Source organism: Streptomyces sp. CA-243310 (assembly GCF_050936775.1).
Classification (GTDB): Bacteria; Actinomycetota; Actinomycetes; order Streptomycetales; family Streptomycetaceae; genus Streptomyces.
The window spans coordinates 659,571-686,291 of the sequence record NZ_JBNJMF010000001.1 but is presented as its reverse complement, the minus strand read 5'-3'; the positions used below and the strand labels follow the sequence as shown (position 1 = coordinate 686,291).

The window sequence follows — 26,721 nt, the reverse complement described above, 5'->3', positions numbered from 1 at the left end:
GCGAACACCACGATGTCCACTGACAAGAACCGCGCCACGGCCGCCGCGATCCTTCCTCTGGTCGGCGGCCCGGACAACATCACCTCCGTCGCGCACTGCATGACGCGGCTGCGCATCGGCCTGCGCGACCGTTCCCTGGTCCGCGACGAGGCCCTCAAGGCCGTGCCCGGCGTGATGGGCGTGGTCGAGGACGACACGTACCAGATCGTCCTGGGCCCGGGCACCGTCGCCCGCGTGACGCCCGAGTTCGAGGCGCTGGTGGAGGAGGGCCGCTCGGCGGCCGGCCCGCCCGCCCCCGTGACGGCGGACGAACTGGCCGCCCAGGGCGCGGCGATGAAGGACGCGCGCACGGCGCGGAACTCCACACCGGTCAAGCTGTTCCTGCGCCGGATCGCGAACATCTTCGTCCCGCTGATCCCCGCACTGATCGGCTGCGGCATCATCGCCGGCCTCAACGGCGTGCTGACGAACGCGGGATGGCTGCCCGCCGTCGTCCCGGCCCTGGCGGCCATCGCGTCCGGGTTCATGTCGTTGATCGCGGTGTTCGTCGGCTACAACACCGCGAAGGAGTTCGGTGGCACGGCGATCCTCGGCGGCGCGGTCGCCGCGATCATCGTCTTCCCGGGCGTCGCGAAGATCGACGCGTTCGGCCAGCAGCTCTCCCCCGGCCAGGGCGGTGTGCTCGGCGCGCTCGCGGCGGCCCTGCTCGCCGTCCAGGTGGAGAAGTGGTGCCGCAAGTGGGTGCCCGAGGCACTGGACGTCCTGGTCACCCCGACGCTCACGGTGCTGGTCGCCGGCCTGGTCACCCTCTTCGGCCTGATGTTCGTCGCCGGCGAGGTCTCCACCGCGATCGGCTCCTTCGCCAACTGGCTGCTCGCCACCGGCGGCGCCTTCGCGGGCCTCGTCCTCGGCGGGCTCTTCCTGCCGCTGGTGATGCTGGGCCTCCACCAGGCCCTGATCCCGATCCACACCACCCTCATCCAGCAGTCCGGACACACCGTCCTGCTGCCCATCCTCGCCATGGCGGGCGCGGGCCAGGTCGGCGCGGCCCTCGCGGTCTACTACCGGCTCCCGCGCAACCGGTCGATCCGCACGACCATCAAGTCGGCGCTCCCGGCCGGCTTCCTGGGCGTCGGCGAGCCGCTGATCTACGGTGTCTCGCTGCCGCTGGGCCGCCCCTTCGTCACCGCCTGCGTGGGCGGCGCGGCCGGCGGGGCCTTCGTGGGCCTCTTCAACCAGTTGGGCTCATCGTTCGGTTCCACCGCGATCGGCCCGTCCGGTTGGGCCCTGTTCCCGCTGCTCGACGGCACGGCCGGGATGGGCGCGACCCTCGCGATCTACGCCGGCGGGCTGGTCGTCGGCTACCTGGTGGGCTTCGTCGCGACGTACTTCTTCGGCTTCACCCGGCAGATGCTCACCGACCTGAACACCTCCCCGGAACCCGACACCGAACCGGCGTCCGCCCCACAGGACGCCCCGACGCCCGTCCCCGCGCCCACCCACTGACCCCGGGCCAACCCCGCCGGCCCGGCCCCGCCGGCATCATGAACCGATGATCGAATCGATACCCGCCGTGGTCCCGCCCGGCCGGCTGCGCGGCCTGACACAGCCCTCGTTCGAGCTTCCCGGCGGTCTGCGCCTGCGCCCCTGGGAGCCGTCGGACGCACCCGCCCTGACCGCCGCCGGCCTGGACCCGGACATCGTGCACTGGAACCGGACCACCCCCCTCACGGAAGCGGAGGCCGTCACGAAGGTCGCCGTGTTCCGCTCCCGTTGGCAGAACGAGCAGGCCGCGATCTGGGCCGTCGCCCCCGAGAACGCCCCGGCGGTCGGTCTGATCGGCATCGGAGACCTCGACCTGGCCGGCGGGAGCGGGGAAATCCTGTACTGGCTGCTGCCCGAGGGCCGCGGCAAGGGGGCCATGGTCCGGGCGACGGAACTCGTCGGCCGTTGGGCCTTCGCGGAACTCGGCCTGCACCGCGTGCGCATCACCCACTCCGTGGCCAACCCGGCCTCGTGCCGCGTCGCGACCGGGGCCGGCTTCCCCCTGGAGGGCACCATGCGCGGGGCCCTCCTCCACGCGGACGGCTGGCACGACGAGCACCTGCACGCCCGCCTGCGCACGGACGCCTGAGTCGAAGCCCTGCCGTCAGGGGGTCTCCCCCGACCCCCGACCGACACCGGGACCTAGCCCCGGTACACCTTCAGTTGGGACACCTCGTACGACATCTCCCTCGCCCCGGGGTCGGGCGCCGGGTGGTACCTGCCCGCGCACACCGACAGGTTGACGATGAGGTACGCGCGCCAGGAACGGCCCACGCCCCGGTTGTCGCTGAAGACGCGGGCGCCGTTGACCCACCAGACGACGGAGTTCCGCCCGAACTCGACCTTCAGGTCGAGCCACGCGCCGGGCCGGACCGACGGGTCCCGGTGGTAGCGGTGCGCGTCCCGGACGTGGTTGGACAACTCCAGCAGGTCGGGGTTGTCGGGGTGGTACTCGAAGACGTCGATCTCCTGACCGCCGTCCCGCCAGGTCCAGATGGCGGGCCAGGCGCCGCGCTCCGCCGGCAGCTTCACCCGCGCCTCCAGCACGTCACCGGTGCGCACCATGAAGCCTTCGTCACTGCCCTCGGTGGTGAGCAGCCCGGCGTCCCAGTTGCCGTCGGGGCGCCGCGTGGCCCGGAAGACGCCACCGCGACTGTAGGAGGGGTCGGAGACGAGGTGGTCGAGCTTGTTGTCGCCCGGATTGACCGGGCCGCCGTTGGGATAGGCCCAGGAGCGACCGGCGATCCACTGGGTGGGCGAGGCGAAGTCGGCGGTGAAGGCGGGGGCGCGGCGCGGCGAGTACACCGCGGCGCCACCGCCACCATCCCCCGGGGCGAGGCGGCGGGTCAGGCGCCGCAACCATCCGAACATGTCCGTGTCCATGCCTGTGGCATGCCCATCCGACCCGTACCCCCACACATAAATCTTGCTGAGAGTAATCGGGCGACTTCACTAGGCAATCGTCGATGTCGATGTCGATATCGATGCCGAAGGCGAAGCCGATGCCGATGTCGAAGCCGATGCATGCGGCCTCCGATCAGCCCCGCGCGGCCTCGATGAACGCGCGGATCAGCTCCGGGGACTTGACCCCGCGCTCCCGTTCCACCCCGCTGGACACGTCAACGCCCCAGGCCCCGGTCGTCCTCAGCGCCTCGCGCACGGTGTCCGGGGTCAGGCCGCCCGCCAGGAGCCAGCGGCCCTCGGGTGCGGTGAACTCGGCCGAGCCCCAGTTCCACGGCTTGCCCGAGCCCGGGTCCGGGGCGTCGAGCAGCAGCAGGTCCTCGCCGTACTCCCCCGCGGCGGCGACGGCGGCGGCCGTCGCACGGATCAGCGTCCGGCCCTCCGCGCGCAGTTCCTCGTAGTACTCGGGCCCCTCGTCGCCGTGCAGTTGTACGGAGCGCACCCCGCTCTCCCGCGTCAGCCGCCGGACCTCCTCCACCGACTGCCCGCGGAACACCCCGACCGTGAGGACCCCGGCCGGCACCCGGGCGGCGAGCGAGCGCGCGCCGGCGGCGTCGACCGTACGCGGGCTGCCGGGCGCGAAGACGAACCCGACGGCGTCGGCGCCGGCCTCGACGGCGGTGTCGACGTCCCGCGCGGTCCGCAACCCGCAGATCTTGATGAACACGTCAGTCATCGGTCCAGTCAACCACCCGCGGTCCTCCCGACGCCTCCGCGTCCACCCCGCGGAACGCCCGAAGGCGGCACCCCCGTGGGGGGTGCCGCCTTCGGAACGCGAACGGAACTGCCTGATCTGCCGGAGGCGGATCAGAAGTCCATGTCACCGCCCGGCATGCCGCCGCCCGCGGGGGCACCGGCCTTCTCGGGCTTGTCGGCGATGACGGCCTCGGTCGTCAGGAACAGCGCGGCGATCGACGCGGCGTTCTGCAGCGCGGAGCGCGTGACCTTCGCCGGGTCGATGATGCCCTCGGCGATCATGTCGACGTACTCGCCGGTCGCGGCGTTCAGGCCGTGACCGATGGGCAGGTTGCGCACCTTCTCGACGACGACGCCGCCTTCGAGACCACCGTTGACGGCGATCTGCTTCAGCGGGGCCTCGAGGGCCAGGCGGACGGCGTTGGCGCCGGTCGCCTCGTCACCCGTGAGCTCCAGCTTCTCGAAGACCGCGGAGGCCTGGAGGAGGGCCACGCCGCCACCGGCGACGATGCCCTCTTCGACGGCCGCCTTCGCGTTGCGAACGGCGTCCTCGATGCGGTGCTTGCGCTCCTTGAGCTCGACCTCGGTCGCGGCGCCGGCCTTGATGACGGCCACGCCGCCGGCCAGCTTCGCGAGGCGCTCCTGGAGCTTCTCGCGGTCGTAGTCCGAGTCGGAGTTCTCGATCTCGGCGCGGATCTGGTTGACGCGACCCTGGACCTGGTCGCTGTCACCGGCACCGTCGACGATGGTGGTCTCGTCCTTGGTGATGACGACCTTGCGGGCGCGGCCCAGCAGGTCGAGACCGGCGTTCTCCAGCTTGAGGCCGACCTCCTCGGAGATGACCGTGCCGCCCGTGAGGATGGCGATGTCACCGAGCATGGCCTTGCGACGGTCACCGAAGCCCGGCGCCTTGACGGCGACGGACTTGAAGGTGCCGCGGATCTTGTTGACGACCAGGGTCGACAGGGCCTCGCCCTCGACGTCCTCGGCGATGATCAGCAGCGGCTTGCCGGACTGCATGACCTTCTCCAGGAGCGGCAGCAGGTCCTTGACCGAGCCGATCTTGGAGTTGACGATCAGGATGTACGGGTCGTCGAGGGACGACTCCATGCGCTCCATGTCGGTGGCGAAGTACGCCGAGATGTAGCCCTTGTCGAAGCGCATGCCCTCGGTGAGCTCGAGCTCGAGACCGAAGGTCTGCGACTCCTCGACCGTGATGACGCCTTCCTTGCCGACCTTGTCCATCGCCTCGGCGATGAGCTCGCCGATCTGGGTGTCGGCGGCGGAGATGGAGGCCGTGGAGGCGATCTGCTCCTTGGTCTCGACGTCCTTGGCCTGCGAGAGCAGGGCGGCGGAGACGGCCTCGACGGCCTTCTCGATGCCACGCTTGAGGGCCATCGGGTTGGCGCCGGCGGCCACGTTGCGCAGACCCTCGCGTACGAGAGCCTGGGCGAGCACGGTGGCGGTGGTCGTACCGTCGCCGGCGACGTCGTCCGTCTTCTTGGCGACTTCCTTGACCAGCTCGGCGCCGATCTTCTCGTACGGGTCCTCGAGCTCGATCTCCTTGGCGATGGAGACACCATCGTTGGTGATCGTGGGGGCGCCCCACTTCTTCTCAAGGACGACGTTGCGACCCTTGGGGCCAAGGGTGACCTTGACGGCGTCGGCGAGCTGGTTCATCCCACGCTCGAGACCGCGCCGGGCCTCCTCGTTGAACGCAATGATCTTGGCCATCTGAAGTGGTCCTCCCGGACAGGGGTGGATTGCTCCGGACCGCGCCCGCGCCCGCGACGGACGGCCAGCGAGCCCGGCGGTTCCTTCCCGCCGGACCCTGCGGGCCTCACCGGCCCGGTCCTCGTTGAGTAGCACTCTCACCTGGAGAGTGCTAACGCCAATGATTAGCACTCGACCCCCGCGAGTGCAAGCGGCTTCGGGCAACACCCCGCGAACGCGCCGGTCGGACGGGGTCATGCACGAGGGGCCCACATCCCTTGTCCAGGATGTGGGCCCCTCGATGTCCGTGCGTCGGTGGTCGATCGCGCCGGGACTAGCCGAGTGCGAGCTTGACCATGTCCGCCTGCGGACCCTTCTGGCCCTGCGAGATCTCGAACTCGACCCGCTGACCCTCTTCAAGGGTGCGGTACCCGTCCATCTGGATGGCGCTGTAGTGGACGAACACATCCGCACCACCGTCGACCGCGATGAAGCCGTAGCCCTTCTCCGCGTTGAACCACTTGACGGTGCCCTGAGCCATGCCTAACTCCCCTATTACTGGCCCTTGCGCAGGACCGCACTTCGCGGACCCGGGTCAGAACTTGCGCCGGAACGCCTCGACCGCGGCTGAATGTATCCGCACCAGTGCTGTGTGCAACAGGTCATTCCGACGAGAATTCAGGACACGAGGAAACATTGAAATAGAGTGAAAATTTGGCATAGGGCCGGGCAACTCGGGCCTGACATTCGGCACCAAAGACCCATACGGCGCTTGCATGTTGACTCAATGTCAACCATCCGGCGGCCCGCTCATATGCGGCGGGCAAGTACGGCGGAGGGGACTTCCCCAACTCTACCGCGCCCAATCAACCAGAATTGCCCCCTCCGCTTATCGGCGGAAGGGGCAATTCGGATTGCTCTCGTCGGCGCACGGCCCTCGGGGGAAGTCCCCGCGGAAGTCCGTGGATGGAAGTCCGGGACGGTTCAGCAGCCGCCCGCGACCGCCGGAATGATCGAGATGCCGGCGCCGTCGGGCGTCGACGTCTGCAGCCCGCCCTCGAAGCGCACGTCGTCGTCGTTCACGTAGACGTTCACGAAGCGGCGCAGCTTGCCCTGGTCGTCCAGGACGCGGGCGGCGATGCCCGGGTGGCTCTTCTCCAGGGACTCGATGACCTCGGAGAGGGTCGTGCCCTCGGCGGACACCTCGGCCTGGCCGCCGGTGTAGGTGCGCAGGATGGTGGGGATGCGGACGTTGACGCTCATGGTGCTGCTGCCTTTCCGGAGTACGGGGGGAGGGTCAGGCCAGGCCGGCGGCGCGGAACGCGTCCAGGCTCGGGCGGATCGTGGCGGTCTGCCCGCTGTCCGCGGCCACCGCCTCCAGGGTCTTGAGACCGTCACCCGTGTTCAGGATGACCGTGGTCAGCGCGGGGTCGAGCTGCCCGTTGTCGATGAGCTTCTTCGTCACGCCGACGGTCACGCCGCCCGCGGTCTCGGCGAAGATGCCCTCGGTCTGCGCGAGGATCTTGATGGCCTCGACGACCTGCTCGTCGTTGACGTCCTCGACGTAGCCGCCGGTGCGGCGGGCGATGTCCAGGACGTAGGGGCCGTCCGCCGGGTTGCCGATGGCCAGCGACTTGGCGATGGTGTTCGGCTTCTGCGGGCGGACCACCTCGTGGCCGGCCTTGAAGGCGGTCGAGACGGGCGAGCAGCCCTCGGCCTGGGCGCCGAAGATCTTGTACGGCTTGTCCTCGACCAGTCCGAGCCTGATCAGCTCCTGAAGACCCTTGTCGATCTTCGTCAGCTGCGAGCCGGACGCGATCGGGATGACGATCTGATCGGGCAGCTCCCAGCCGAGCTGCTCGCAGATCTCGTACGCGAGGGTCTTGGAGCCCTCGCCGTAGTACGGGCGCAGGTTGACGTTGACGAAGCCCCAGCCCTCGCCGAGCGGGTCGCCGATGAGCTCGGAGCAGAAGCGGTTGACGTCGTCGTAGTTGCCCTCGATGCCGACCAGGTCGCCACCGTAGACACCGGCCATGACGACCTTGCCCTGCTCCAGGTCGTGCGGGATGAACACGCAGGACCGGAAGCCGGCGCGGGCGGCCGCGGCGCCGACGGCCCCGGCCAGGTTGCCGGTGGAGGAGCAGGAGAGGGTGGTGAAGCCGAAGGCGCGGGCGGCCTCGACGGCGATGGCGACGACGCGGTCCTTGAAGGAGTGCGTCGGGTTGCCGGAGTCGTCCTTGACGTAGAGCTTGCCGGTGACGCCCAGCTCCTTGGCCAGGTTCTCGGCGTCCACGAGCTTGGTGAAGCCGGGGTTCAGGCTCGGCTTGGAGGCCACGTCCGCCGGGACGGGCAGCAGCGGCGCGTAGCGCCAGATGTTGTTCGGGCCGGCCTCGATCGCGGCGCGCAGCGCCTCGGGGTCACCGGTGGGCAGGTCGTAGGCGACTTCGAGCGGTCCGAAACACTCGGCGCAGGCGAAGATCGGACCGAGTTCGAAGCGGGTGGCGCACTCGCGGCAGGAAAGGCCGGTGGCGGGTCCGAGATCGACGATTCCGGCAGAGGTGGTGACAGTCTGTGCAGCCATGATGGCGAGGCCCTTTCTCCTCATCTTCCCCATGGCGCACTTCGCCATGAGACGGAATTGGCACCTTCCCTAGTCGGGGACCTCGCTGACGCAGCGGATGTGCGTGATCGCGAGACCGACTGGAGGGTTGCCGGGGCTTCAACGGGCCGTGTCCCTCTGCCCCTCTGGATGAGCGGTATGGCACCGGGTGACGCACTCCATGGCGGGCCCGGGCGTTTGTGCACGTGGACCCCCGGCATGCGGTGGTCCCTCGCGTTGTTCAAGACTGTAACCGAAGCCCCGGGCGGTTGAGACAGCCGTCCGAACGGCGAGATGGATCACACATGGATCACATTTCGTCCGAAACCGCCGACGATCGACCGACCCATCAGGGAGTGCCGAAAGTGCTGGAAGAGGTGGAGCGCTGGCTGGCCGAGCGCTCCTGGTCCGCTGCCGATCGACCGCTCGACCAGCTGCTCGACCGGAAACGGGCGACGGGCACCACGGTGAGCGTGGTGCTGCCCGCGCTCGACGAGGAGGCCACGGTCGGCGAGATCGTCGAGGTGATCCGCCGCGAGCTGATCGAGGGGCCGGCGACGCCGTTGGTGGACGAGCTGGTGGTCGTCGACTCGGGCTCCCGCGACCGGACGGCCGAGGTGGCCGCGAAGGCCGGTGCCCGTGTGGTGCACCGCGACGAGATCCTGCCGCGGCTGCCGGCCCTGCCCGGCAAGGGCGAGGTGCTGTGGCGCTCGCTGCTGGCCACGACCGGCGACGTCGTCTGCTTCGTGGACGCCGACCTGCGCGACTTCTCGGCCTCCTTCGTGTCGGGGATCGTCGGCCCGCTGCTGACCGATCCCGAGGTGCAGTTCGTGAAGGCGATGTACGACCGCCCGCTCGGCGACGCGCCCGGGCAGGGCGGCCGGGTGACCGAGCTGGTGGCCCGCCCGCTGCTCAACCTGCACTGGCCGCTGTTGGCGGGCTTCGTCCAGCCGCTGGGCGGCGAGTACGCGGTGCGCCGGTCGCTGCTGGAGCGGCTGCCGTTCCCCGTCGGCTACGGCGTCGAGCTGGGGCTGCTGGTGGACGCGCTGCACACGGTCGGGCTGGACGCGCTGGCCCAGGTGGACGTCGGGGTACGACTGCACCGGCACCAGGACGGTCAGGCGCTCGGCCGGATGGCCGCGGCGATCTACCGGACGGCGCAACTGCGTCTGTCGCGCGGGCACCTCGTACGGCCGGAGCTGACGCAGTTCGAGCGGGGTCCGGACGGCTTCGTGCCGCGGACGTACGCCGTCGACACCGAGGAACGGCCGCCGATGATCGAGGTCAAGGAGTACGCGGGCCGCCGGGTGGCGTGACGAACCGGACGTTTGAGCGGGTTCCGGCCGGGCTAGGTTCGGCGCATGGCTTCTCAGGTGCTCGTCGCCGCGAATCGCGGCCCGCTCTCGTACTCCCTCGCCGACGACGGCACCCTCGACACCCGGCGCGGCGGGGGCGGTCTGGTCTCCGGGCTCTCCGCCGCCCTCGCGGAGCAGCCGGAGACGGTGTGGATCTGCGCGGCGCTGTCGGACGCGGACCGGGAGGCGGTGCGTCGGGGCGTGTCCGAGCCCGGGGTCCGGATGCTGGACATCGATTCGGCGGTCTACGACGACGCGTACAACGGCATCGCGAACTCGGTGCTCTGGTTCACCCACCACCACCTGTACGACATCCCGCGCGCGCCGGCCTTCGACGCCGAGTTCCGGCGGCTCTGGGAGTCGTACGACGCCTACAACCGGGCCTTCGCGGAGGCGCTCGCCGAGGAGGCGGGCGAGGGCGCGTCGGTGCTGGTGCAGGACTACCACCTGGCGCTGGTGCCGGGCATGCTCCGGGTCCTGCGGCCGGACCTGCGGATCGCGCACTTCACGCACACCCCGTGGGCCTCGCCGGACTCCCTGCGGATCCTCCCGCAGTACGTGGTCGAGGAGCTGTCCTGGGGCATGCTCGGCGCGGACCTGCTCGGCTTCCACACCCGGGAGTGGGCCGACGCGTTCCTGGGGGCCATGGAGCTCGACGACGCGTGGGGCCTGGCGCAGGTGCACGGCACGAGGGTCGAGCACCGCCGGTACTCGATCTGGCCGCAGCGGAACACCGAGGTGGCGGTCTTCGGGCTGGGCGTGGACGGCGAGGAGCTGCGGGCGCTGGCCCACCGGCCGGAGGTGGACGGGAAGCTGGCGGCGCTGCGCGCGGAGGTCGGCGACCTCAAGACGATCGTGCGGGTGGACCGCACGGAGCTGTCGAAGAACATCCTGCGCGGCCTGCTGGCCTACCGGGAACTGCTGGCCACCCGCCCCGAGTGGGTGGGCAAGGTGGTGCACCTGGCGTCGGCGTACCCCTCGCGGCAGGACCTCGCGGTGTACCGGTCGTACACGGAGGCGGTCGCCGCGCTCGCCGCGGAGATCAACGCGGAGTTCGGCACGGAGGACTGGACGCCGGTGCTGGTGTCGGTGGAGGACGACTTCGCGCGTTCCCTGGCGGCCTACCGGCTGGCGGACGTGGCGCTGGTCAACCCGGTGCGGGACGGCATGAACCTGGTGGCGAAGGAGATCCCGGTGGTCTCGGAGCGGGGCGTCGCCCTGGTCCTGTCCACGGGTGCGGGGGCGTTCGGGGAGCTGGGCGAGGACGCGCTGACGGTGAATCCGTTCGACGTGACGCAGACGGCGCAGGCGCTGCACCTGGCCCTGACGATGCCGAGGTCGGAGCGGACGGAGCGCACCAAGCGGCTGGCGTCCGCCGCGACGGCCCTGCCCCCGGCCCGCTGGTTCCGCGCCCAGTTGGACGCCCTGCGGGACATGTGAACGGTCGGCGGTCGGCGCGGGTTCCCCCCGGCCGCCGGCCGCCGAACGCCGGCCGCCCGGGTCGTCAGGCGCGCAGGGTCGCGGCCAGCGTCGCCAGGAGGGCGGCGACCTGTTCGGGTCCGGGGAGGACGAGGTCGGCGCGGGAGGCGAGTTCGGGCACCTCGGAGCCGCTGGCGACGAGCAGGCCCGGCAGTCCGTCGGCGCGCCGCTTCTCGACGGCGGCGTAGGCGGCGAGGTCCCCGAGGTCGTCCCCGGCGTACAGCACCGCCTCGGCGCCCATCTCCGCGAGGTACTCGGTCAGGGCGACGCCCTTGTCCATGCCGGGCGGTCGCAGCTCCAGCACGGCCCGGCCCGGCTCGACCATCAGCCCGTGTCGGGCCGCCAGGTCCGCGAGGGGCTCGCGGAGCGCGGCGAAGGCCGCTTCCGGGTCGGCGGCCCTGCGGGTGTGGACGGCCAGCGCCTGGCCCTTCTCCTCGATCCAGGTGCCGCGCCAGGCACCGATGGACTCCAGGAAGCCCGGCAGTTCGGCGCGTACGGCCGCCACCCCGGGGTGTTCGGCGGGCGCGTGCACGATGCCGGTGACGGCGTCCCACCGCTCGGCCCCGTAGTGCCCGAGCACCACCAGGTGTTCCAGCCCCGGGACGCCGGCGAAGCCGCCGTGGCGGACGGCCACCCCGGCGGGCCGGCCGGTGACGACGGCGACGGCGGCCACCTCGGGGGCGAGCGCGGCCAGTGCCGGTACGGCGTCCGGGTGGGCGCGGGCCTGGTCGGGGTCGGGAACGATGTCGGCGAGGGTGCCGTCGAAGTCGAGGGCGACGACGGACCGGCGCGGTGCGCGGAGCAGGGCTTCGAGCCCCTCGCGTCCGGCGGCTGTGGCGGGCACGGGCATCGGCAGATCGTGCGGGTGGCTCCCCATGGGGACGACCCTAACGGTCCTGTCGTGGGACGGCTATCGCCGGGCCCGCTGCGCTTCGCGGATCCTGCGGAGTCGGTTGACCGTGCCGGGGGCGTGCTCCAGTGCCCGCGGATCGTCCATCAGGGCGTTGAGCAGCTGGTAGTACCGGACGGGGGGCATGCCCAGTCCCTCGCGAATGGCCCGCTCCTTGGCGCCGGGGCCCGACCAGGTACGTCCCTCGTACGCGAGCACGGCGGCCTCGGTGGCCGTCAACCGCCCGTCGTCCGTCATACGGCCAGATTAACGCCGGCCACCGACACCGCCCCGGCGACCCCGGGGCGGCGCGGCGCGGGTGTCACTGGCTCCCGTCCGCCTTCCGCGCGGACTCGGCGATCTCGCCCAGGACCTTCTCGGGCTTGCCGCCGGGCTTGACGGTCGAGCCGATGTTCTTCTTCACGTCCTCGCTGACGCCCGCCCAGGACTTCTTGCCGACCGGGTACAGCTTCGAGGTGGGCAGGGCCGCCAGGAAGGTCTTCAGCTGCGGGGCGGAGCCGCCGGTGGCGTTCTGCATGGCCCGGAAGCCGCTGGTGGTGACGGGCAGCAGGCCGTACTGGGTGGTGAAGGACGTCACGTTGTCGGCCTCGTACAGGAAGTCGAGGAACTGCCCGGACTCCTTCTTGTGGCCGTTCTTGAAGGCCATCACCCAGTCGGCGACGCCCATGGCGGAGTGCTCGGTGCCGTCGACCGTGGGCATGGGCACCATGCCGAACTTGAGGCCCTTCGCGGTGGCCTGCTTGATCAGCGTGGGGTGGCCGTTGAGCATGCCGACCTCGCCTCGGGTGAAGGCGTCGAAGGCGCCCTGGCGGTCGTACTTGCCCGGCTCCACGGAGCCGGTCAGGCCCTGGCCGACCAGCTTGTCGCGCAGGAACTCCAGCGTCTTGACGTTCTCCGCGGAGTCGATCGAGTAGTTCTCCTCGTTGTCGGTGTAGCCACCACCGCCCGCGAGGAGCCAGTTCATCGTCTCGGCCTGGGCCTCCTCGCGGCCGAGCGGCAGCGCGAAGGGGGTGGGGACGCCGTTGGCCTTGAGCTTCTTGGCGGCCGCCTCCAGCTCCGCCCAGCTCTTCGGCTGCCAGCCACCCTTGGCGTCCTTCGCCAGCACGCCCGCGTCCGTGAGCATCTTCTCGTTGTAGAAGAGCAGTCGGGTGCTGGCCACGAAGGGGAGGCCGTACTGGGTGCGCTTGTGCTTGCCGGCGTCGGCGAGCGGGGCGAGGAAGTCGGCTTCGGTCTGCACGGAGAGCAGTTCGTCGGCGGTGTAGAGCTTGTCCGCCTCGGCGTAGTCGGCGTAGGCGCCGATCTGGGCGATGTCGGGGGCCTTGTTCGCCTTCACCATCTCGGCGACCTTCGCGTCGACCTCGGTCCAGGAGTAGACGCTGACCTCGACCTTGACGCCCGGGTGGTCGTTCTGGAACTTCTCGGCGAGGCCCTTCCAGTAGCCGGTCGAGGAGTTCTGCGGATTGTCGCCGTAGTCGGCCGCCACGACCCGGAGGGTCACCTCGTTGTCCCCGGTGAGCGCCGACACGGATCCGCAGCCGGTCAGCGTCGTGGTCAGGCACAGCGCGGCCCCGGTCGCGGCCAGGCTCAGGTAACGGCCCTTCACAGTTCTCGATCCACCCCTTGTTGTACGTACGATTCGACGTAAGGTCTACACCACTTTGGCGACGCGTCCACATTCCGGAGCGCCCGGGGCCCGGACCGTGTCCGGACTGTTGCCGGACCAGGGCCCCGATTTTGTATGGCCGCTCAACAATCCTCCCCATTGGACTAGACCTTTGCCTCCCAAGCGCGCGAGACTGTCTCTGTGAAACCCGTGAAACACGTCATCGCCCTCGATGTGGGCGGCACCGGGATGAAGGCCGCCCTCGTCGCCGAGGACGGCACCCTGCTGCACGAGGCACGCCGCGCCACCGGCCGCGACCGGGGCCCCGAAGCCGTCGTCGAGACGATCCTGGACTTCGCCTGCGAACTCCTCGACCTGGGCCGGGCCCGCTACGCCACGGCCGCCTCGGCCGCCGGCGTGGCCGTGCCCGGCATCGTCGACGCCGAGAACGGGATCGCCGTCTACGCGGCGAACCTCGGCTGGCGCGACGTACCCATGCGCGCACTGCTCGGCAGACGCCTCGGCGGCATCCCCGTGGCCCTCGGCCACGACGTGCGCACGGGCGGACTCGCGGAGGGCCGCATCGGCGCGGGACGGGGCGCGGACCGGTTCCTCTTCGTCCCCCTCGGCACCGGCATCGCCGGCGCCATCGGCATCGCCGGCCGCATCGAGGCCGGCGCCCACGGCTACGCCGGCGAGATCGGCCACATCGTGGTCCGCCCCGGCGGACCCGCCTGCGGCTGCGGCCAACACGGCTGCCTGGAAACCCTCGCCTCCGCCTCCGCCGTCAGCCGCGCCTGGGCCGCCGCCTCCGGCGACCCCGAAGCCGACGCGGCCGACTGCGCCAAGGCCGTCGCCTCCGGCGACGCACGCGCCCGAGCGGTGTGGCAGACCGCCATCGGCGCCCTCGCCGACGGCCTGGTCACCGCGATCACCCTGCTGGACCCCCGCACGCTGATCATCGGTGGCGGGCTCGCCGAGGCGGGGGAAACCTTGTTCACACCACTTCGGACGGCCGTGGAGGAGCGCGTGACGTTCCAGCGGCTGCCCGAGATCGTTCCGGCGGCCCTCGGGGACACCGCCGGATGCCTGGGCGCAGGGCTGCTCGCCTGGGACCTACTCGCCACGGAGGTACCTGCCTGATGTCCGGAAGCGCGCACAGCACTGTTCTCTCCGGCGCCAAGGTGGTGCTGCCCACCGGGATCGTCGCGGGCGGCCGCGTCATCGTCGACGGAGAGCGCGTCGCGGGCAGCGCCCGTGAGGACACCCGCGTCGTGGACCTGACCGGACACTGGATCGTCCCGGGCTTCGTGGACATGCACAACCACGGCGGAGGCGGCGCCTCCTTCACCTCCGGCACCGCCGAAGAGGTCCTCAAGGGCGTACGCACCCACCGCGAGCACGGCACCACCACGGTGATCGCCTCCACGGTCACCGGGGACCTCGACGAGCTGGCCCGGCGCGCGGGCCTGCTCGCCGAACTGACGCAGCAGGGCGAGATCGCGGGCATCCACTTCGAGGGGCCGTTCATCAACGCCTGCCGCAAGGGAGCGCACAAGGAGGACCTGCTCCGCGACCCCGACCCGGCCGAGGTCCGCAAGCTGATCGACGCCTCGCACGGGGCAGCCCGGATGTTCACCCTGGCCACCGAGCTGCCGGGCGGGCTGGACTCTGTACGACTGTTGGCCGAGCACGGGGTCATCGCGGCGATCGGCCACACCGACTCCACGTACGAGCAGACGCGCCAGGCCATCGACGCGGGCGCGACCGTGGCCACCCACCTCTACAACGCCATGCCCGGCCTGGAACACCGCTCCCCCGGCCCGATCGCGGCGCTGCTGGAGGACGAGCGCGTCACCGTCGAGCTGATCAACGACGGTACGCACCTGCACCCCGCAATGCTGGAACTGGCCTTCCACCACGCGGGCGCGCACCGCGTCGCGCTGATCACCGACGCCATGGACGCGGCCGGATTCGGCGACGGCACCTATCACCTCGGACCGCTGGAGGTCGAGGTCAAGGAGGGCGTGGCCCGCCTCGTCGACGGCGGCTCCATCGCCGGTTCCACCCTGACCCTGGACACCGCGTTCAAGCGGTCGGTGACCGTGGACAAGCTCCCCGTCGAGTCCGTCGTCCAGGCGATCTCCGCGAACCCGGCGAAGCTCCTCGGCCTGTACGACGAGGTCGGCTCGCTGGAGCCCGGCAAGTACGCCGACCTGGTCGTCCTGGACGCGGAGTTCGAGGTCAAGGGAGTCATGCGGCGCGGCGAATGGATCGTCAGCCCGGTTTCCTGAGTACCGGATCGGCGGCGGGGACGGGGCGGGCGGCCGGCGGGACTGGGCGGGCCGCCTTCCGTTTGGCATGATCCCGGCATCCACCGAGACCGGGGCCTGCCATGATCCTCACCGTGACGCTCAACACCGCACTCGACGTCACCTACCGGGTGCCGCGACTGCACCCGCACACCTCGCACCGGGTCACCGGCGCCTGCGAACGCCCCGGCGGCAAGGGCCTCAACGTGGCCCGCGTCCTCGCGACCCTCGGCCACGAGGTCACCGCCACCGGCTTCGCGGGCGGGCCGGTGGGCACGGTCCTGCGCGACCTCCTCGCCGACTCGCCCGGCGTGGTGGACGCCCTGGTCCCCTGCGCCGGCGGCACCCGCCGCACCCTGGCCGTCGTCGACGAAGCCTCGGGCGACACCACGCAGTTCAACGAACCGGGCCCGCACATCACCCCCGCCGAGTGGACCGGGTTCCTGTCCCGCTACGGCGAACTCCTCGCCGGCGCCCGGGCGGTCGCCCTGTGCGGCAGCCTGCCGCCCGGCGTGCCGGTCGGCTCCTACGCGCTGCTCATACGGACGGCCCGCGCCGCCGGGGTCCCCGTCCTGCTCGACACCGGCGGCGAGGCCCTGCGCCGGGGCATCGCCGCCCGCCCCGAGATGATCAAACCGAACGCGGCCGAGCTCGCCGAACTCACCGGCTCCCGCGACCCGCTGCCCGCCACCCGCGACGCCCGCCGACGTGGCGCCCACGCCGTGGTCACCTCGCTCGGCCCGGGCGGACTCCTCGCCGACACCGCCGACGGCACCTGGCGCGCGACCCCGCCCCGCGTGCTCAGCGGCAACCCCACCGGGGCCGGCGACTCCGCGGTCGCCGGCCTGCTGTCGGGCCTGGCGGAGGGACTGGACTGGCCGGAGCGGCTGTCGCGCGCCGTCGCCCTCTCGGCTGCCACCGTCCGCGCACCGGCGGCGGGCGAGTTCGACGCGCGCACCTACGAGGAGTTCCGCGACGCCGTCGCCGTCACGGGCGCCGCCCCGACCGGCCCGCCGGACACCCACCGGGGCGCGCGCCCCCACAACCCCCGTGTCGGCCGCCGGACCTGACGCGGGGCCGGAGAACGAACGGGCGGGGCGCGCCACTCGCGTGGTGCGCCCCGCCCGTTCTCGTTCAGCGCGTCCGTTCAGCGCGTCCGTTCAGCGCGTCCGTTCAGCGCGTTCGTTCAGCGCGTCCGAAGCGCGTACCGCGCCGCCCGGTCAGCGCCTGACGTGTCCCCGACCGAGGTTGAGCTGGTCGAAGATCGTCTCGCACTTGTCCCCGGCCTCACACGAGATCTTCATCGTGTTCGTGCCCTTCTTCAGGTTTATCCAGGCGAAGGTGGTCGTCCACCCCTTGTCCCAGGCGCCTTCGGGGGCCTTGGCGAAGTTCGCGAGGTTCAGGCTCTGGTTGGGGCTCTGCCCGTTGATCGTCAGGGTCGCCTTCGCGTCCTTGCCGGGCACCCCGTAGTTCACGAAGAGCGTGTACTTGCCGTCCTCGGGCAGGTCGACCGTCCACGTCAGCGCGGCGCCCTGGTGATTGAACTCACCCACGTACTGGCCGCCGGTGCTCTTCGACCCGGGCACGGCGCTCTGCAACTGCGCGCCGCCCGACAGGAACATGCCGGCGCCCGCCGCGTCACCATTGGGCAGCGGCGCCTGAGAGGCCTCCGGGGAGCCGCTCGGCTCGGGATCCTTCGACTTCTGCGGGGTGACCGGCGCCTGGGACTGACCGGCCGCCTGACCCTTGTCGTCCTTCTTCTTGCCCTCGTTGCCGAAGACGAGCGCCGCGCTGATGCCGATCACGACCGCGCCGACCACCGCGACCGCCGCGATCAGCAGCCCGCGCCGGCTGGAGCCGCCGCCACCGCCGCCACCGTGCCCGCCATGACCGCCGTGCCCGCCCGGGGCCGAGACCACCTGGGTCTGCGGCTGCGCGGACTGGTGCTGCGGCGGAACCCCGTAGCCGCCCGCCTGGAGCGCCTCGGGGGCCTGGTACTGGGCCTCGTAGGACTGCGGGCCCTGCTGGTAGGGGACGGCACCGCGCTGGCCGCGGGACGACCGATCGCCGACCGTGCGCACCTGGTTGTACGAGGTGCGGGGGACACCGGGCTGCGTTCCGGGCTGGCCGCCGCCCGTCGGGCCGGGGTAGCCGTACCCACCGCCCGACGTGGGCGGGGTGGCTCCGGCGGCCTGGCCGTCCGCGTAGAGGTAGCCGAACGGATCGTCGTCCTCGGGCTTCTTCGCCCCACTGTTCGGGCCGTTGTTCGCGGGCGTCGTCATCGCAGGTCACTCCTTTCGACCCACGGGAGCCTACCCCGAACACGTGCACCCACGGGCGGCCGATCGGCTCAGCCGGCCCTGCGGTGTGCCTTGGAACGGGACCGCTTCTCGATGTACATCCGCTGGTCGGCGGAGCGGAGCACCTCGTCCGCGGACATCCCGCAGCCGGCCCAGCCGATGCCGAAACTCGCTCCGACGCGGACCGCCCGGCCGTCCACCCTGATCGGCGGGATGATCGCGTTGCGCAGCCGGACGGCCAGGTCGGCGGCGTCGGCCGCCCCCAGCCCGTCCGCGAGGACGACGAACTCGTCACCACCCAGCCGAGCGACGGTGTCACCGTCCCTGACGCCCGTCGTCAGGCGCCGGGCGACCTCGATCAGGACCGCGTCACCCGTGTGGTGCCCGAACCGGTCGTTGATCGACTTGAATCCGTCGAGGTCACAGAAGAGGACGGCCAGGCCCTTCGTTCCGTCGTCGATGTCCGGGTCGGGCGCGACCGCGTGCACGTGGTGGTCGTACGGCCCCGCCTCACCGTCGGCCGTCGTCCCGCCCACCGCGGCGCCCGGGAACTCGAACGGGTCGGGCGCCGCGAATCCGTGCGGGACCTCGGGTTGAAAGCCGTGCTCGACGGCACCACCCCCCTCGGGCCGCCCCTCGAAGGCCGCGTCCAGCGCCTCCACGGCCGTGGCGCGCACGGACTGGGGCCTGCGACAGAGCCGCGCCCCCAGGCGGGAACGCAGCTCGGCACTGTTCGGCAGGCCGGTCAGCGAATCGTGGCTGGCCCGGTGCGCGAGTTGGAGCTCGTGCCGCTTCCGTTCCTCGATGTCCTCGACGTGCGTGAGCAGGAAGCGGGGCCCGTCGGCCGCGTCGGCCACCACGGAGTTGCGCAGCGACACCCACACGTACGTGCCGTCGCGCCGGCCGAGCCTCAGCTCGGCCCGCCCGCCCTCGGCGGAGGTCCGCAGCAGGGTGCCGATGTCCTCGGGGTGCACGAGGTCGGAGAAGGAGTACCGGCGCAGCACGGAAGCCGGCCGGCCCAGCAACCGGCACAGCGCGTCGTTGGTGCGCAGCAGCCGACCGTGCTGGTCGCCGCCCATCTCGGCGATGGCCATTCCGCTGGGCGCGTACTCGAAGGCCTGGCGGAACGACTCCTCACTGGCACGGAGCGCCTGCTGCTCCCTTTCGAGCCGGACGAGGGCCCGTTGCATGTTCGCGCGCAGGCGTGCGTTGCTGATCGCAATCGCCGCCTGGAAGGCGTACATCTGGAGCGCCTCGCGCCCCCACGCGCCCGGGCGGCGTCCGTTGCGCGGTCTGTCCACCGAAATGACACCCAGAAGTTCCCCGCCGGACGCATACATGGGGGCATAGAGCCGGTCCTCGGGGTGCCACTCGTCCTCGAAGCGCGGATCGGGGCCGTCGGTGTGCCACTGGGGGACGTCGTCCTCCATCAGGACCCAGCCCTCGGTGTGCGGGATGAAGCGGAGTCCGTCCCAGTTCTCACCCATGGACAGCCGGCGGTCCCAGGCGGGGCGGGAACCGACGCGACCCGTGATCAGCGCCTCGGCGGCGGGGTCGCCCGCGAAGGCGGCGACGACGAGATCCCCGTCAGGGCGTACGAGGTTGACACAGGCGAGTTCGTAGCCGAGGCCCACGACGATGCCGTCCACGACGGTCTGCAGGGTGTCCGCGAGGCTCCGGGCCGTATTCAGCTCGGCCACCACCCGATGCAGCTGCCGCAGGGTCGCAAGACGGACGTACGGCTCCGACTCGGTCTCCATTGCTCGCTCTCCCCGAGACCTCGACAGCAACTCCAGGTTTGTCATCGGCGTTTCGTTGCGGTGTCCCGTCCACTGAATCACAGTGAGCTGTGCGGCAGGTACACAGGGTCAACAAATCTTGCCCTCTGTGACTCAAGTCACATGAGATGAATAACGAGGTCTTCCCGGCGACCTTCGGGCCGTGCGCCCCTGGGAGCGCTCCCCCGCATTTCCGAGAGCGAACGTCAGGGGCAGGCCTAGGCCAAGGGGCCGGGGCGCGGCTCGGACTTGCGCCCGATGTGCGCGGCGAGACGGTGAGACTAGCGTTCCAGGCGTGCCGAACACGACCCCCGTACCTCCCGCCCCGTTTCCGACACCGCATCCTGAGGGGGTGAGCAACGACGAGTTCCGCGCGGCCATGTCCCGGCTCACGGCGGGCGTGTGCCTGATCACCGCACACGAACCCGCCCTGACGGCGGACGGCCCGCGCGGCGAGGACGTCGGCATGACGGCGACCGCCTTCATGTCCGTCTCCCTGGATCCCCCGATGGTCCTGGTGAGCCTGCGCGAGGGCTCCCGCATGGACGACCTGCTGGCCGAGCAGCCGCTGTGGGGGGCCTCGATCCTGGCGGACGGCCAGCTCCAGGTGGCGGGCAGGTTCGCCATGAAGGGCCGGATCAGCGACCGTCTGCTGTTCGAGGGCCTGCCCCAGGTCCGCGGCGCCGTCTCCGGGGCCCTGCTGCTCACCGGCGCCCTCGCCACCCTGGAGTGCCGTACCGAGTCACGCGTCGAGGCCGGTGACCACACCCTGGTCCTCGCCCGCGTCCTCACGACCACCCTGCCGACCCCGGACGCGCCGCCGCTGACGTACTTCCGCGGTCGCTACCGCCACCTGGCGGGCTGAGGCGGGGATCCGGCCCTCCGGCACCCCCGGGATCCGCGGACCCCGGGGGTGCCGGGGCGGGCCCCGGCAGCCGTCACCAGTCCCGTGCGGTCCGCCCGCGCTTCGTCTCGCCCCGGGCCTTCTTCTCCCGCAGTCGCCGCTCGTTGATGCCCCGGGGGATCTTCGTGGCCCGCCGGGCCTTCGGCGGCGGCGCCGTCGCCTCCGCCAGCAGCGCGGTCATGCGCACGAGCGCCATCTCCCGGTTCCGGAACTGCGAGCGGTGCTCGGACGCCCGTACCGTCACCACCCCGTCCACCAACCGCGAGGCGAGCCGCTCCAGCGCCCGTTCCTTCCACACGTCCGGCAGCGCCTTGGTCGCCGCCACGTCGAACAGCAGCTCCACGCGCGAGTCCGAGGTGTTGACGTGCTGACCACCCGGCCCGGAGGAACGCGAGAACCGCCAGCCGAGCTCCCCCTCGGGCAACACGACCGAACCACGAATGACATAGGGACCAGGCATGACCCCAATGATCCCGCCCCCGCCCGGCCCCGTCACCCATTTTTCGCCGGGGAGGGGGCCCAGGAACCTACGGACCCCCTCCCCGCGTTATGAAGGGCAGCGGTAACTTGGCCACATCTCGCGGTCATGTGACGACGAAGGGACACCAGTCAAAATGGCAGTAAGCCTGTCCAAGGGCGGCAACGTCTCGCTCACCAAGGAGGCCCCGGGCCTCAGTGCCGTCACGGTCGGCCTCGGCTGGGACGTCCGTACGACGACCGGTGTCGACTTCGACCTGGACGCCTCCGCCATCGCCGTCAACCCGACGGGCAAGGTCGTCTCCGACGGTCACTTCGTTTTCTTCAACAACAAGTCCACCCCGGACCAGACCATCGTCCACACCGGTGACAACCGCACCGGTGAGGGTTCGGGCGACGACGAGGCCATCAACGTCAACCTCGCCGGCCTGCCGGCCGACGTCGACAAGATCGTCTTCCCCGTCTCCATCTACGACGCCGAGGCCCGCAGCCAGAACTTCGGCCAGGTCCGCAACGCGTACATCCGCGTCGTGAACCAGGCCGGCGGCGCCGAGATCGCCCGCTACGACCTCTCCGAGGACGCGGCGACCGAGACCGCCATGGTCTTCGGCGAGCTCTACCGCAGCGGCGCCGAGTGGAAGTTCCGCGCGGTCGGCCAGGGGTACGCCTCCGGCCTGACCGGCATCGCCCAGGACTTCGGCGTCAACGTCTGATCTCGCGGCCCCGCCGCCGGCGAAGCCCCCTCCCCCCGTCCGGGGAGGGGGCTTCGCTACCGTTCGACCGGTGATCCTGCACCCGCTCGTTCCCGTCGACGGCGCCCTCCCCGGCCCGGTCCTCACCGAGATCGCCACGCTCTACGCGACCAACCGCGCGTTCTTCGAGCTCAGCGGCGACTTCCCCGACCCGGCCCGCATCACCGTGGAACAGGTCGCCGAGGCCCTCGCCGACGAACTCGCCCACGAGGGCGCCGAGGTGCTGATGGCCCGGTCCGCCGGCCGTCTCGTCGGACTGGCCGCCACGCTCGCGCACCGGGACGGGCCCTCCCCGGGCGACCCGGACTCCACCGACCCGGACCCCTGGATCGGTCTCCTCCTCATCGACGCGACCGCCCACCGCACCGGACACGGCGCCGCCCTCGCCGCCCTCGTCGCGGACCGCTTCCGTACCGCGGGGCGCGCGGGTCTGCGGATCGCCGTGCTCGACGGCAACCCGGGCGCCCTCGCCTTCTGGCGCGCCCAGGGGTACGTGTTCCTGCGCCACGCCGCCGACCGGGAACGCGGACGCCCCTGCACCGTCCTGCGCAAGGCCCTCTGACCCGGCGCCGCGCACGTGCGGGCGGGGCCCGGGACGGGAGGCGACGGCCTACGCCTCGGGGCGGTCCTCGCCGTACAGCCACACGTCCCAGACCTTCGTCAGGTCGTGGCCCGTCGTCTTCTCCGCGTAGGCGGTGAAGTCGGCCGTGCTCGCGTTGCCGTGCCGGTGCTCCGCGGCCCAACCGCGCAGCAGCGCGGCGAACTTCTCGTCCCCGACCTCCTGGCGGATCCGGTGCAGCACCATCGCGCCGCGCGCGTACACGGGTGCCTCGGAGATGTCCTCCGGGCCCGGCGGGTCGGCCGGCGGGAAGGCGTCCCAGTCGGAGCCGGCGTCCGGATCGACCTTCGTGTCGCCGGCGAGGAACGCGTCGAACCGTTTCTCCGCGCTGAGCCCGCCGTGCTCCTCGGCCCACATCCACTCGGCGTACGTGGCGAAGCCCTCGTTGAGCCACATGTCCTTCCAGGACTTCGGCGACACCGAGTCGCCGAACCACTGGTGGGCCAGCTCGTGCACGATCAGCACCTCGTCGGGAGCGCCCGAGTAGACGGGTTTGGTCTGCGTCTCCAACGCGTAGGTGAGGGTCCCGTCCGGCACCACGATCGTCCCCACCGTGGCGAAGGGGTACGGCCCGAACTTGCCGCTGCCCCACTCCACGACCTCGGGGATCCGGGCCAGCGCGGCGGCGCTGTCCGACGCCTCGTCCGGGGACACGGCGTTGTAGACGCCGATGCCGGAGGGCGTGCGGCCGGTGGACACCTTGAACTTCCCGATGGCGGCGGTCGCCAGGTAGCTCGCCATCGGCTCCGCGTTGTGCCAGGCGAACTCGGTCCGTCCGTCGCCGACCGCGGTGCGGGAGCGCAGCTCGCCGTTGGACACGGCCTCGTAGCCGTTCGGCACGGTCAGCCTGATGTCGTAGGTGGCCTTGTCGCTCGGGTGGTGGTTGCCGGGGAACCAGCCCATCGAACCGACCGGTTCCCCCACCGCGACGGACCCGTCCGCGGTGGTGATCCAGCCCTCCTCGGAGCCGTCCGGGTCGGTGACGGGCTTCGGCGTACCCGTGTAGTCGATCTCGGTACGGAAGACCTCGCCCTTCTTCAGGTCCTCGGGCGGGCGCACCGTCAGCTCGGTCCCCGACCGGTTGAAACGGGCCGCCGCGCCCTGAACGGTGACGTCCTCGACGCGCAGGCCCGCGAAATCGAGGTTGAACGAGCTGAGCCCCTGCTGTGCGCGGGCCGTGATCAGGGCCGTGCCGTGGAGCTGCCTGTCGGCCGGGTCGTAGGCCAGGTCGAGGTCGTAGTGGTCCACCTGGTAGCCGCCGTTGCCGGCCTTGGGGAAGTACGGGTCGCGGACCCCGGACGCACCCGGCCGCCCCTGCACGGTGTCGCCCGTACAGCCCGCGGTGAGGGCGAGCAGGGCGGCGAGGGCGGGGGCGGCGAGGCGGGAGAGCGCGCGTTGATCCACGCGTTCGATCCTAAGCGGGGACCCGGCGGGGCACCGCGTCGACGACAGGGCCGGGCGGGGGCACGGTCGGCGACCGGGCGGGGGTCAGTGGGCGAGGGAGTCCGCGCCGGCCTTCGCGAACTTCTCGTCCAGGTCGCCGCTCGGGGCGCCGGCCACGCCGATGCCGGCGACCGGGGCGCCCTTGGCCTGGACCGGGGTGCCGCCGCCGAGGAAGAGGGTGCCGGGGATGTCCTTCAGGTTCGGGGTCTGGGCGAGCCGACCGGCCAGCACCGAGGTCGGGGCGTTCCAGGACACGGCCGTGTAGGCCTTGCGCTGCGCCGACTCGTAGGACTGCGGGCCGGCGCCGTCGCCGCGCAGGGTGACCAGGGTGTTGCCGTTGCGGTCCACGACCGCGACCGTCACCTTCTGGCCCTCCTTCTCGGCGGCCTTGAGCGCGGCCTGGGCGGCGCGGGAAGCGGCGTCGACGGTGAGGTGGGTCGAGGTGGTCAAGTTCCGGTCGTCGTCCTTCTTCGAGGAAGCGGCCTGGACGGCGGTCGCCGGGGCGGACTCGCCCTGCGCGGCGCTCGCGCCGACGGCGCCGAAGGTCCCGGCGCCGAGCGCGACGGCGAGAGCGGTACCGGTGAGAACGCGGGTGCGGGTGTTCATGTCTGCTCCTGGATGCGTCGGACTCGTTTCCTGCTGCTCCAAGCCTCGGCCCGGGAACCCCGCCCGCCCGTCGCCGTACCGGCTCGCGACGGCCGGCGCACCGGATGACCCGGGGGTCGACCGATCGGTCGATGCGCGCCGGGTACGCGGACGGATTGGCTGGTCAGAGCGCGCCCGCGATCGGCGCGCGCGCCGGCGGCTCCGTTCGAAGGCCTCGCCGACGCGTCAGGATGGACGTACGCACCACCCCACCCCAGGAGCACCCCGTGAGCCCCGCACCGCCGCGGAAACCCGACACCCGCGCCCTGGCCACCGTCATGCACACGGCGTTCTTCCTGCTCCTCGGCGCCTCCGTGGCCCGCTTCCTGCTCCGGCACCCCGGCGAGCCCCGCACCCCGTGGATCATCGCGCTGAGCATCGTCCTCGCCCTGCTGTACGTCCTGGGTCCCGCCCTCGGCGCCGCACCCACCCTGCGCAGGCTCCTGTGGCTCGGCCTGGTGGTGGCCACCTGGGTGGTCCTCGTCGTTCTCGCGCCGAGCTTCGCGTGGTGCGCCGTACCGCTCTTCTACACGGGACTGCGCACCCTGCCGCCCCGCGCGGCCGTCGTGCTCGTGGCCCTGCTCACCGTGTTCGTGGTGGCCGCCCAGCTGAAGCTGTCCCAGGACTTCGACCCGAACCTGCTGCTCGCCCCGCCCGCGGTCGCCGCGCTCGCCACGGCCGTCTTCGTCCACACCGAACGCCAGGCCGAGGCTCAGCGCGCCCTGATCGACGACCTGATCCGGACCCGCCGGGAACTCGCCGCCACCGAGCGCCGCGAGGGCACCCTCGCGGAACGCCAGCGGCTGTCGATGGAGATCCACGACACCCTGGCCCAGCACCTGTCGAGCCAGCAGATGCTGCTCCAGGCCGCCGACCGCACCTGGGACAGCGACCCCGGCACCGCCCGCGCGCACGTCCGTACCGCCACCGACATCGCCGCGCGCGGCCTCGCCGAGGCCCGCCGGCTGGTACACGACCTGGCCCCGCCGGAACTCTCGGGCGGCGCCGGCCTCGCCGACGCCCTGCGCGCCCTCGACGCGGGCCCCGACATCGAGGTCCGCTTCCACCTGGAGGGCGCCCCGGTCCCCCTCCCGGACCGGGCCGAGTCCGCCCTCCTGCGGATCGCCCAGGGCGCGCTGGCCAACGTCCGCGAACACTCCGGCGCCCGAACCGCCGCCCTCACCCTGAGCTTCCTCGGCGACCAGGTGGTCCTGGACGTCGCGGACGACGGCCACGGCTTCCCCCGTTCCCCCGAGTCCACCACCCCGACCGCACCCGTCCGCGACGAGTCCGTCCCCGGCGGGTCCGTCCCCGGCCACCGCGGCCACGGACTCCCGGCCATACGCGCCCGCGTCAGCCAGCTCGGCGGCGACCTCACCGTCGAATCCACCCCGGGCGAGGGCACGGTCCTCTCCGCCTCGATCCCCCTGGAGCCCACCGGATGACGACGATCCTGCTCTGCGACGACCACGTGGTGGTCCGCGCCGGCCTGCTCGCCCTGCTGGGCAGCGAGCCCGACATCGAGGTGCTCGGCGAAGCCGGCAGCGGCGAGGAAGCCGTCGCGCTGGCCGCCAGACTCCGCCCGGACGTGGTCCTGATGGACCTCCAGCTCGGCGCGGGCATCGACGGCGTGGAAGCCACCCGCCGCATCACGGCGCTCGCCGACCCGCCGCACGTGCTGGTACTCACCACCTACGACACCGACGCCGACATCACCCGGGCCATCGGGGCGGGCGCCACCGGCTACCTCCTCAAGGCGGAACGCCCCGAGGAACTCTTCGCCGCGATCCACTCCGCGGCGGCCGGCCGCACCACGCTCTCCGCGCCGGTGGCCAGCCGGGTGATGGCCCACATGCGGGGCACCCGTCCCACCCTGACGGACCGTGAACTGGACATCCTGGGCCAGCTGGCCCGCGGCCTCGGCAACCGGGACATCGCCCGGGCCCTGTTCATCAGCGAAGCCACGGTCAAGACCCACCTGGGCCGCATCTACGACAAGCTCGGCGTGGACACGCGCGCGGGGGCGGTGTCGGTGGCGAAGGAACAGCGACTGCTGCCGTGAAGCGGGCGGTGTCATCGGTCCCGGCCGCGCCGGGCGTCGCCTCAAGCACCGGTCCCGGCCGCGCCGGG

The 26,721-nt window shown here is 71.8% G+C and carries 26 protein-coding genes and 1 riboswitch; of the genes, 12 read left to right on the top strand and 14 right to left on the bottom strand.

Translation table 11 applies throughout. From position 1 onward, the window contains the following. The first annotated feature begins 12 nt into the window (after positions 1–12). A complete protein-coding gene (locus ACQEVM_RS03250; protein WP_433074570.1) occupies positions 13–1,506 on the top strand; it encodes a PTS transporter subunit EIIC in 1,494 nt (497 codons plus the stop codon). 46 nt (positions 1,507–1,552) lie between these two features. Then, entirely contained in the window at positions 1,553–2,134 is a 582-nt protein-coding gene (locus ACQEVM_RS03245) for a GNAT family N-acetyltransferase (RefSeq protein WP_433074567.1), read from the top strand. A gap of 53 nt (positions 2,135–2,187) precedes the next feature. Here the strand turns inward: ACQEVM_RS03245 and ACQEVM_RS03240 are convergent, their stop codons facing one another. From ACQEVM_RS03240 to thrC, 6 genes are all read right to left on the bottom strand, one after another. Further along, entirely contained in the window at positions 2,188–2,928 is a 741-nt protein-coding gene (locus ACQEVM_RS03240) for a beta-glucanase (RefSeq protein WP_433074564.1), read from the bottom strand. Positions 2,929–3,082: 154 nt separating this feature from the next. Then, positions 3,083–3,682 (bottom strand): phosphoribosylanthranilate isomerase, encoded by a 600-nt coding sequence (locus tag ACQEVM_RS03235; RefSeq protein ID WP_433074561.1) that lies wholly within the window; start codon positions 3,680–3,682, stop codon positions 3,083–3,085. Positions 3,683–3,813: 131 nt separating this feature from the next. Continuing rightward, positions 3,814–5,436: a chaperonin GroEL gene (gene groL, locus ACQEVM_RS03230; protein ID WP_053681120.1), complete on the bottom strand. Its 1,623-nt coding sequence runs from the start codon at positions 5,434–5,436 to the stop codon at positions 3,814–3,816. Positions 5,437–5,749: 313 nt separating this feature from the next. Next, complete coding sequence (locus tag ACQEVM_RS03225) at positions 5,750–5,956, bottom strand: cold-shock protein (protein WP_030009783.1); 207 nt, start codon at positions 5,954–5,956, stop codon at positions 5,750–5,752. Between the two features lie 443 nt (positions 5,957–6,399). Continuing rightward, entirely contained in the window at positions 6,400–6,678 is a 279-nt protein-coding gene (locus ACQEVM_RS03220; RefSeq protein WP_433074557.1) for a MoaD/ThiS family protein, read from the bottom strand. Positions 6,679–6,712: 34 nt separating this feature from the next. After that, complete coding sequence (gene thrC / locus ACQEVM_RS03215) at positions 6,713–8,020, bottom strand: threonine synthase (RefSeq protein WP_433074554.1); 1,308 nt, start codon at positions 8,018–8,020, stop codon at positions 6,713–6,715. Further along, positions 8,014–8,171, bottom strand: a riboswitch (SAM riboswitch). Its footprint overlaps the gene before it by 7 nt. 208 nt (positions 8,172–8,379) lie before the next feature. Between thrC and ACQEVM_RS03210 the strand changes: the two genes are divergently transcribed. Beyond that, positions 8,380–9,330 (top strand): glucosyl-3-phosphoglycerate synthase, encoded by a 951-nt coding sequence (locus ACQEVM_RS03210; RefSeq protein WP_433074551.1) that lies wholly within the window; start codon positions 8,380–8,382, stop codon positions 9,328–9,330. A 45-nt stretch (positions 9,331–9,375) separates the two neighbouring features. After that, complete coding sequence (locus tag ACQEVM_RS03205; protein ID WP_433074548.1) at positions 9,376–10,809, top strand: alpha,alpha-trehalose-phosphate synthase (UDP-forming); 1,434 nt, start codon at positions 9,376–9,378, stop codon at positions 10,807–10,809. A 64-nt stretch (positions 10,810–10,873) separates the two neighbouring features. On the opposite strand, the gene otsB is transcribed toward ACQEVM_RS03205, so the two are convergent. The 3 genes from otsB to ACQEVM_RS03190 all read right to left on the bottom strand — a co-directional run bounded on the left by otsB (position 10,874) and on the right by ACQEVM_RS03190 (position 13,361). Next, positions 10,874–11,725, bottom strand: a complete 852-nt coding sequence (gene otsB, locus ACQEVM_RS03200; protein ID WP_433074545.1) for a trehalose-phosphatase — start codon at positions 11,723–11,725, stop codon at positions 10,874–10,876. A 33-nt stretch (positions 11,726–11,758) separates the two neighbouring features. Further along, positions 11,759–11,995 carry a DUF3263 domain-containing protein gene (locus ACQEVM_RS03195; RefSeq protein WP_053681130.1) on the bottom strand — a complete coding sequence of 79 codons (237 nt, stop codon included), beginning with the start codon at positions 11,993–11,995 and terminating at the stop codon, positions 11,759–11,761. Between the two features lie 64 nt (positions 11,996–12,059). Next, complete coding sequence (locus tag ACQEVM_RS03190; RefSeq protein WP_433074542.1) at positions 12,060–13,361, bottom strand: extracellular solute-binding protein; 1,302 nt, start codon at positions 13,359–13,361, stop codon at positions 12,060–12,062. A 210-nt stretch (positions 13,362–13,571) separates the two neighbouring features. Between ACQEVM_RS03190 and ACQEVM_RS03185 the strand changes: the two genes are divergently transcribed. The 3 genes from ACQEVM_RS03185 to ACQEVM_RS03175 all read left to right on the top strand — a co-directional run bounded on the left by ACQEVM_RS03185 (position 13,572) and on the right by ACQEVM_RS03175 (position 16,743). Then, positions 13,572–14,504: an ROK family protein gene (locus tag ACQEVM_RS03185; RefSeq protein ID WP_433079782.1), complete on the top strand. Its 933-nt coding sequence runs from the start codon at positions 13,572–13,574 to the stop codon at positions 14,502–14,504. Continuing rightward, positions 14,504–15,655: an N-acetylglucosamine-6-phosphate deacetylase gene (nagA, locus tag ACQEVM_RS03180; protein ID WP_433074539.1), complete on the top strand. Its 1,152-nt coding sequence runs from the start codon at positions 14,504–14,506 to the stop codon at positions 15,653–15,655. Before ACQEVM_RS03185 ends, nagA begins: the two co-directional genes overlap by 1 nt. A 101-nt stretch (positions 15,656–15,756) precedes the next feature. Continuing rightward, the gene (locus tag ACQEVM_RS03175) at positions 15,757–16,743 is read left to right on the top strand and encodes a 1-phosphofructokinase family hexose kinase (RefSeq protein WP_433074536.1); all 987 of its coding nucleotides are present in this window, start codon (positions 15,757–15,759) and stop codon (positions 16,741–16,743) included. 150 nt (positions 16,744–16,893) lie between these two features. Here ACQEVM_RS03175 and ACQEVM_RS03170 read toward each other — a convergent pair whose 3' ends face one another. Beyond that, entirely contained in the window at positions 16,894–17,955 is a 1,062-nt protein-coding gene (locus ACQEVM_RS03170; protein WP_433074533.1) for a CBM35 domain-containing protein, read from the bottom strand. A gap of 68 nt (positions 17,956–18,023) precedes the next feature. Continuing rightward, positions 18,024–19,733, bottom strand: coding sequence for a diguanylate cyclase CdgB (gene cdgB, locus ACQEVM_RS03165; protein ID WP_433074530.1), 1,710 nt, complete (start codon positions 19,731–19,733; stop codon positions 18,024–18,026). A 313-nt stretch (positions 19,734–20,046) separates the two neighbouring features. Here cdgB and ACQEVM_RS03160 point away from each other — a divergent pair, with 313 nt between their 5' ends. Next, positions 20,047–20,616 (top strand): flavin reductase family protein, encoded by a 570-nt coding sequence (locus tag ACQEVM_RS03160; protein WP_351381420.1) that lies wholly within the window; start codon positions 20,047–20,049, stop codon positions 20,614–20,616. A gap of 73 nt (positions 20,617–20,689) precedes the next feature. Here ACQEVM_RS03160 and arfB read toward each other — a convergent pair whose 3' ends face one another. Then, entirely contained in the window at positions 20,690–21,115 is a 426-nt protein-coding gene (gene arfB, locus ACQEVM_RS03155) for an alternative ribosome rescue aminoacyl-tRNA hydrolase ArfB (protein WP_267799122.1), read from the bottom strand. Positions 21,116–21,269: 154 nt separating this feature from the next. Between arfB and ACQEVM_RS03150 the strand changes: the two genes are divergently transcribed. Together ACQEVM_RS03150 and ACQEVM_RS03145 are read left to right on the top strand one after the other, a co-directional pair. Further along, positions 21,270–21,845, top strand: a complete 576-nt coding sequence (locus ACQEVM_RS03150) for a TerD family protein (protein WP_053681146.1) — start codon at positions 21,270–21,272, stop codon at positions 21,843–21,845. 70 nt (positions 21,846–21,915) lie between these two features. Further along, on the top strand, positions 21,916–22,446 hold the full coding sequence (locus tag ACQEVM_RS03145; protein ID WP_433074527.1) for an N-acetyltransferase family protein: 531 nt from the start codon (positions 21,916–21,918) through the stop codon (positions 22,444–22,446). Positions 22,447–22,494: 48 nt separating this feature from the next. On the opposite strand, the gene ACQEVM_RS03140 is transcribed toward ACQEVM_RS03145, so the two are convergent. Together ACQEVM_RS03140 and ACQEVM_RS03135 are read right to left on the bottom strand one after the other, a co-directional pair. Beyond that, complete coding sequence (locus tag ACQEVM_RS03140; protein WP_433074525.1) at positions 22,495–23,907, bottom strand: M1 family metallopeptidase; 1,413 nt, start codon at positions 23,905–23,907, stop codon at positions 22,495–22,497. An 84-nt stretch (positions 23,908–23,991) separates the two neighbouring features. Further along, a complete protein-coding gene (locus tag ACQEVM_RS03135) occupies positions 23,992–24,552 on the bottom strand; it encodes a GlcG/HbpS family heme-binding protein (RefSeq protein ID WP_433074523.1) in 561 nt (186 codons plus the stop codon). A 230-nt stretch (positions 24,553–24,782) separates the two neighbouring features. Between ACQEVM_RS03135 and ACQEVM_RS03130 the strand changes: the two genes are divergently transcribed. Next, a complete protein-coding gene (locus ACQEVM_RS03130; RefSeq protein WP_433074520.1) occupies positions 24,783–26,036 on the top strand; it encodes a sensor histidine kinase in 1,254 nt (417 codons plus the stop codon). Next, positions 26,033–26,653 (top strand): response regulator, encoded by a 621-nt coding sequence (locus ACQEVM_RS03125; protein ID WP_433074517.1) that lies wholly within the window; start codon positions 26,033–26,035, stop codon positions 26,651–26,653. The genes ACQEVM_RS03130 and ACQEVM_RS03125 overlap by 4 nt, the downstream gene beginning before the upstream one ends. The last annotated feature ends 68 nt before the right edge of the window (positions 26,654–26,721 follow it).

Excerpts from the sequence above, each read along its gene's own strand:
- ACQEVM_RS03135 (WP_433074523.1), bottom strand. The coding sequence starts at position 24,552 with ATGAACACCCGCACCCGCGTTCTCACCGGTACCGCTCTCGCCGTCGCG.
- ACQEVM_RS03205 (WP_433074548.1), top strand. The coding sequence starts at position 9,376 with ATGGCTTCTCAGGTGCTCGTCGCCGCGAATCGCGGCCCGCTCTCGTAC.
- ACQEVM_RS03125 (WP_433074517.1), top strand. The coding sequence starts at position 26,033 with ATGACGACGATCCTGCTCTGCGACGACCACGTGGTGGTCCGCGCCGGC.
- ACQEVM_RS03245 (WP_433074567.1), top strand. The coding sequence starts at position 1,553 with ATGATCGAATCGATACCCGCCGTGGTCCCGCCCGGCCGGCTGCGCGGC.
- ACQEVM_RS03240 (WP_433074564.1), bottom strand. The coding sequence starts at position 2,928 with ATGGACACGGACATGTTCGGATGGTTGCGGCGCCTGACCCGCCGCCTC.
- ACQEVM_RS03250 (WP_433074570.1), top strand. The coding sequence starts at position 13 with ATGTCCACTGACAAGAACCGCGCCACGGCCGCCGCGATCCTTCCTCTG.
- arfB (WP_267799122.1), bottom strand. The coding sequence starts at position 21,115 with ATGCCTGGTCCCTATGTCATTCGTGGTTCGGTCGTGTTGCCCGAGGGG.
- ACQEVM_RS03150 (WP_053681146.1), top strand. The coding sequence starts at position 21,270 with ATGGCAGTAAGCCTGTCCAAGGGCGGCAACGTCTCGCTCACCAAGGAG.
- otsB (WP_433074545.1), bottom strand. The coding sequence starts at position 11,725 with ATGGGGAGCCACCCGCACGATCTGCCGATGCCCGTGCCCGCCACAGCC.
- nagA (WP_433074539.1), top strand. The coding sequence starts at position 14,504 with ATGTCCGGAAGCGCGCACAGCACTGTTCTCTCCGGCGCCAAGGTGGTG.
- thrC (WP_433074554.1), bottom strand. The coding sequence starts at position 8,020 with ATGAGGAGAAAGGGCCTCGCCATCATGGCTGCACAGACTGTCACCACC.
- ACQEVM_RS03175 (WP_433074536.1), top strand. The coding sequence starts at position 15,757 with ATGATCCTCACCGTGACGCTCAACACCGCACTCGACGTCACCTACCGG.
- groL (WP_053681120.1), bottom strand. The coding sequence starts at position 5,436 with ATGGCCAAGATCATTGCGTTCAACGAGGAGGCCCGGCGCGGTCTCGAG.
- ACQEVM_RS03170 (WP_433074533.1), bottom strand. The coding sequence starts at position 17,955 with ATGACGACGCCCGCGAACAACGGCCCGAACAGTGGGGCGAAGAAGCCC.
- ACQEVM_RS03220 (WP_433074557.1), bottom strand. The coding sequence starts at position 6,678 with ATGAGCGTCAACGTCCGCATCCCCACCATCCTGCGCACCTACACCGGC.
- ACQEVM_RS03130 (WP_433074520.1), top strand. The coding sequence starts at position 24,783 with ATGGACGTACGCACCACCCCACCCCAGGAGCACCCCGTGAGCCCCGCA.
- cdgB (WP_433074530.1), bottom strand. The coding sequence starts at position 19,733 with ATGGAGACCGAGTCGGAGCCGTACGTCCGTCTTGCGACCCTGCGGCAG.
- ACQEVM_RS03195 (WP_053681130.1), bottom strand. The coding sequence starts at position 11,995 with ATGACGGACGACGGGCGGTTGACGGCCACCGAGGCCGCCGTGCTCGCG.
- ACQEVM_RS03235 (WP_433074561.1), bottom strand. The coding sequence starts at position 3,682 with ATGACTGACGTGTTCATCAAGATCTGCGGGTTGCGGACCGCGCGGGAC.
- ACQEVM_RS03225 (WP_030009783.1), bottom strand. The coding sequence starts at position 5,956 with ATGGCTCAGGGCACCGTCAAGTGGTTCAACGCGGAGAAGGGCTACGGC.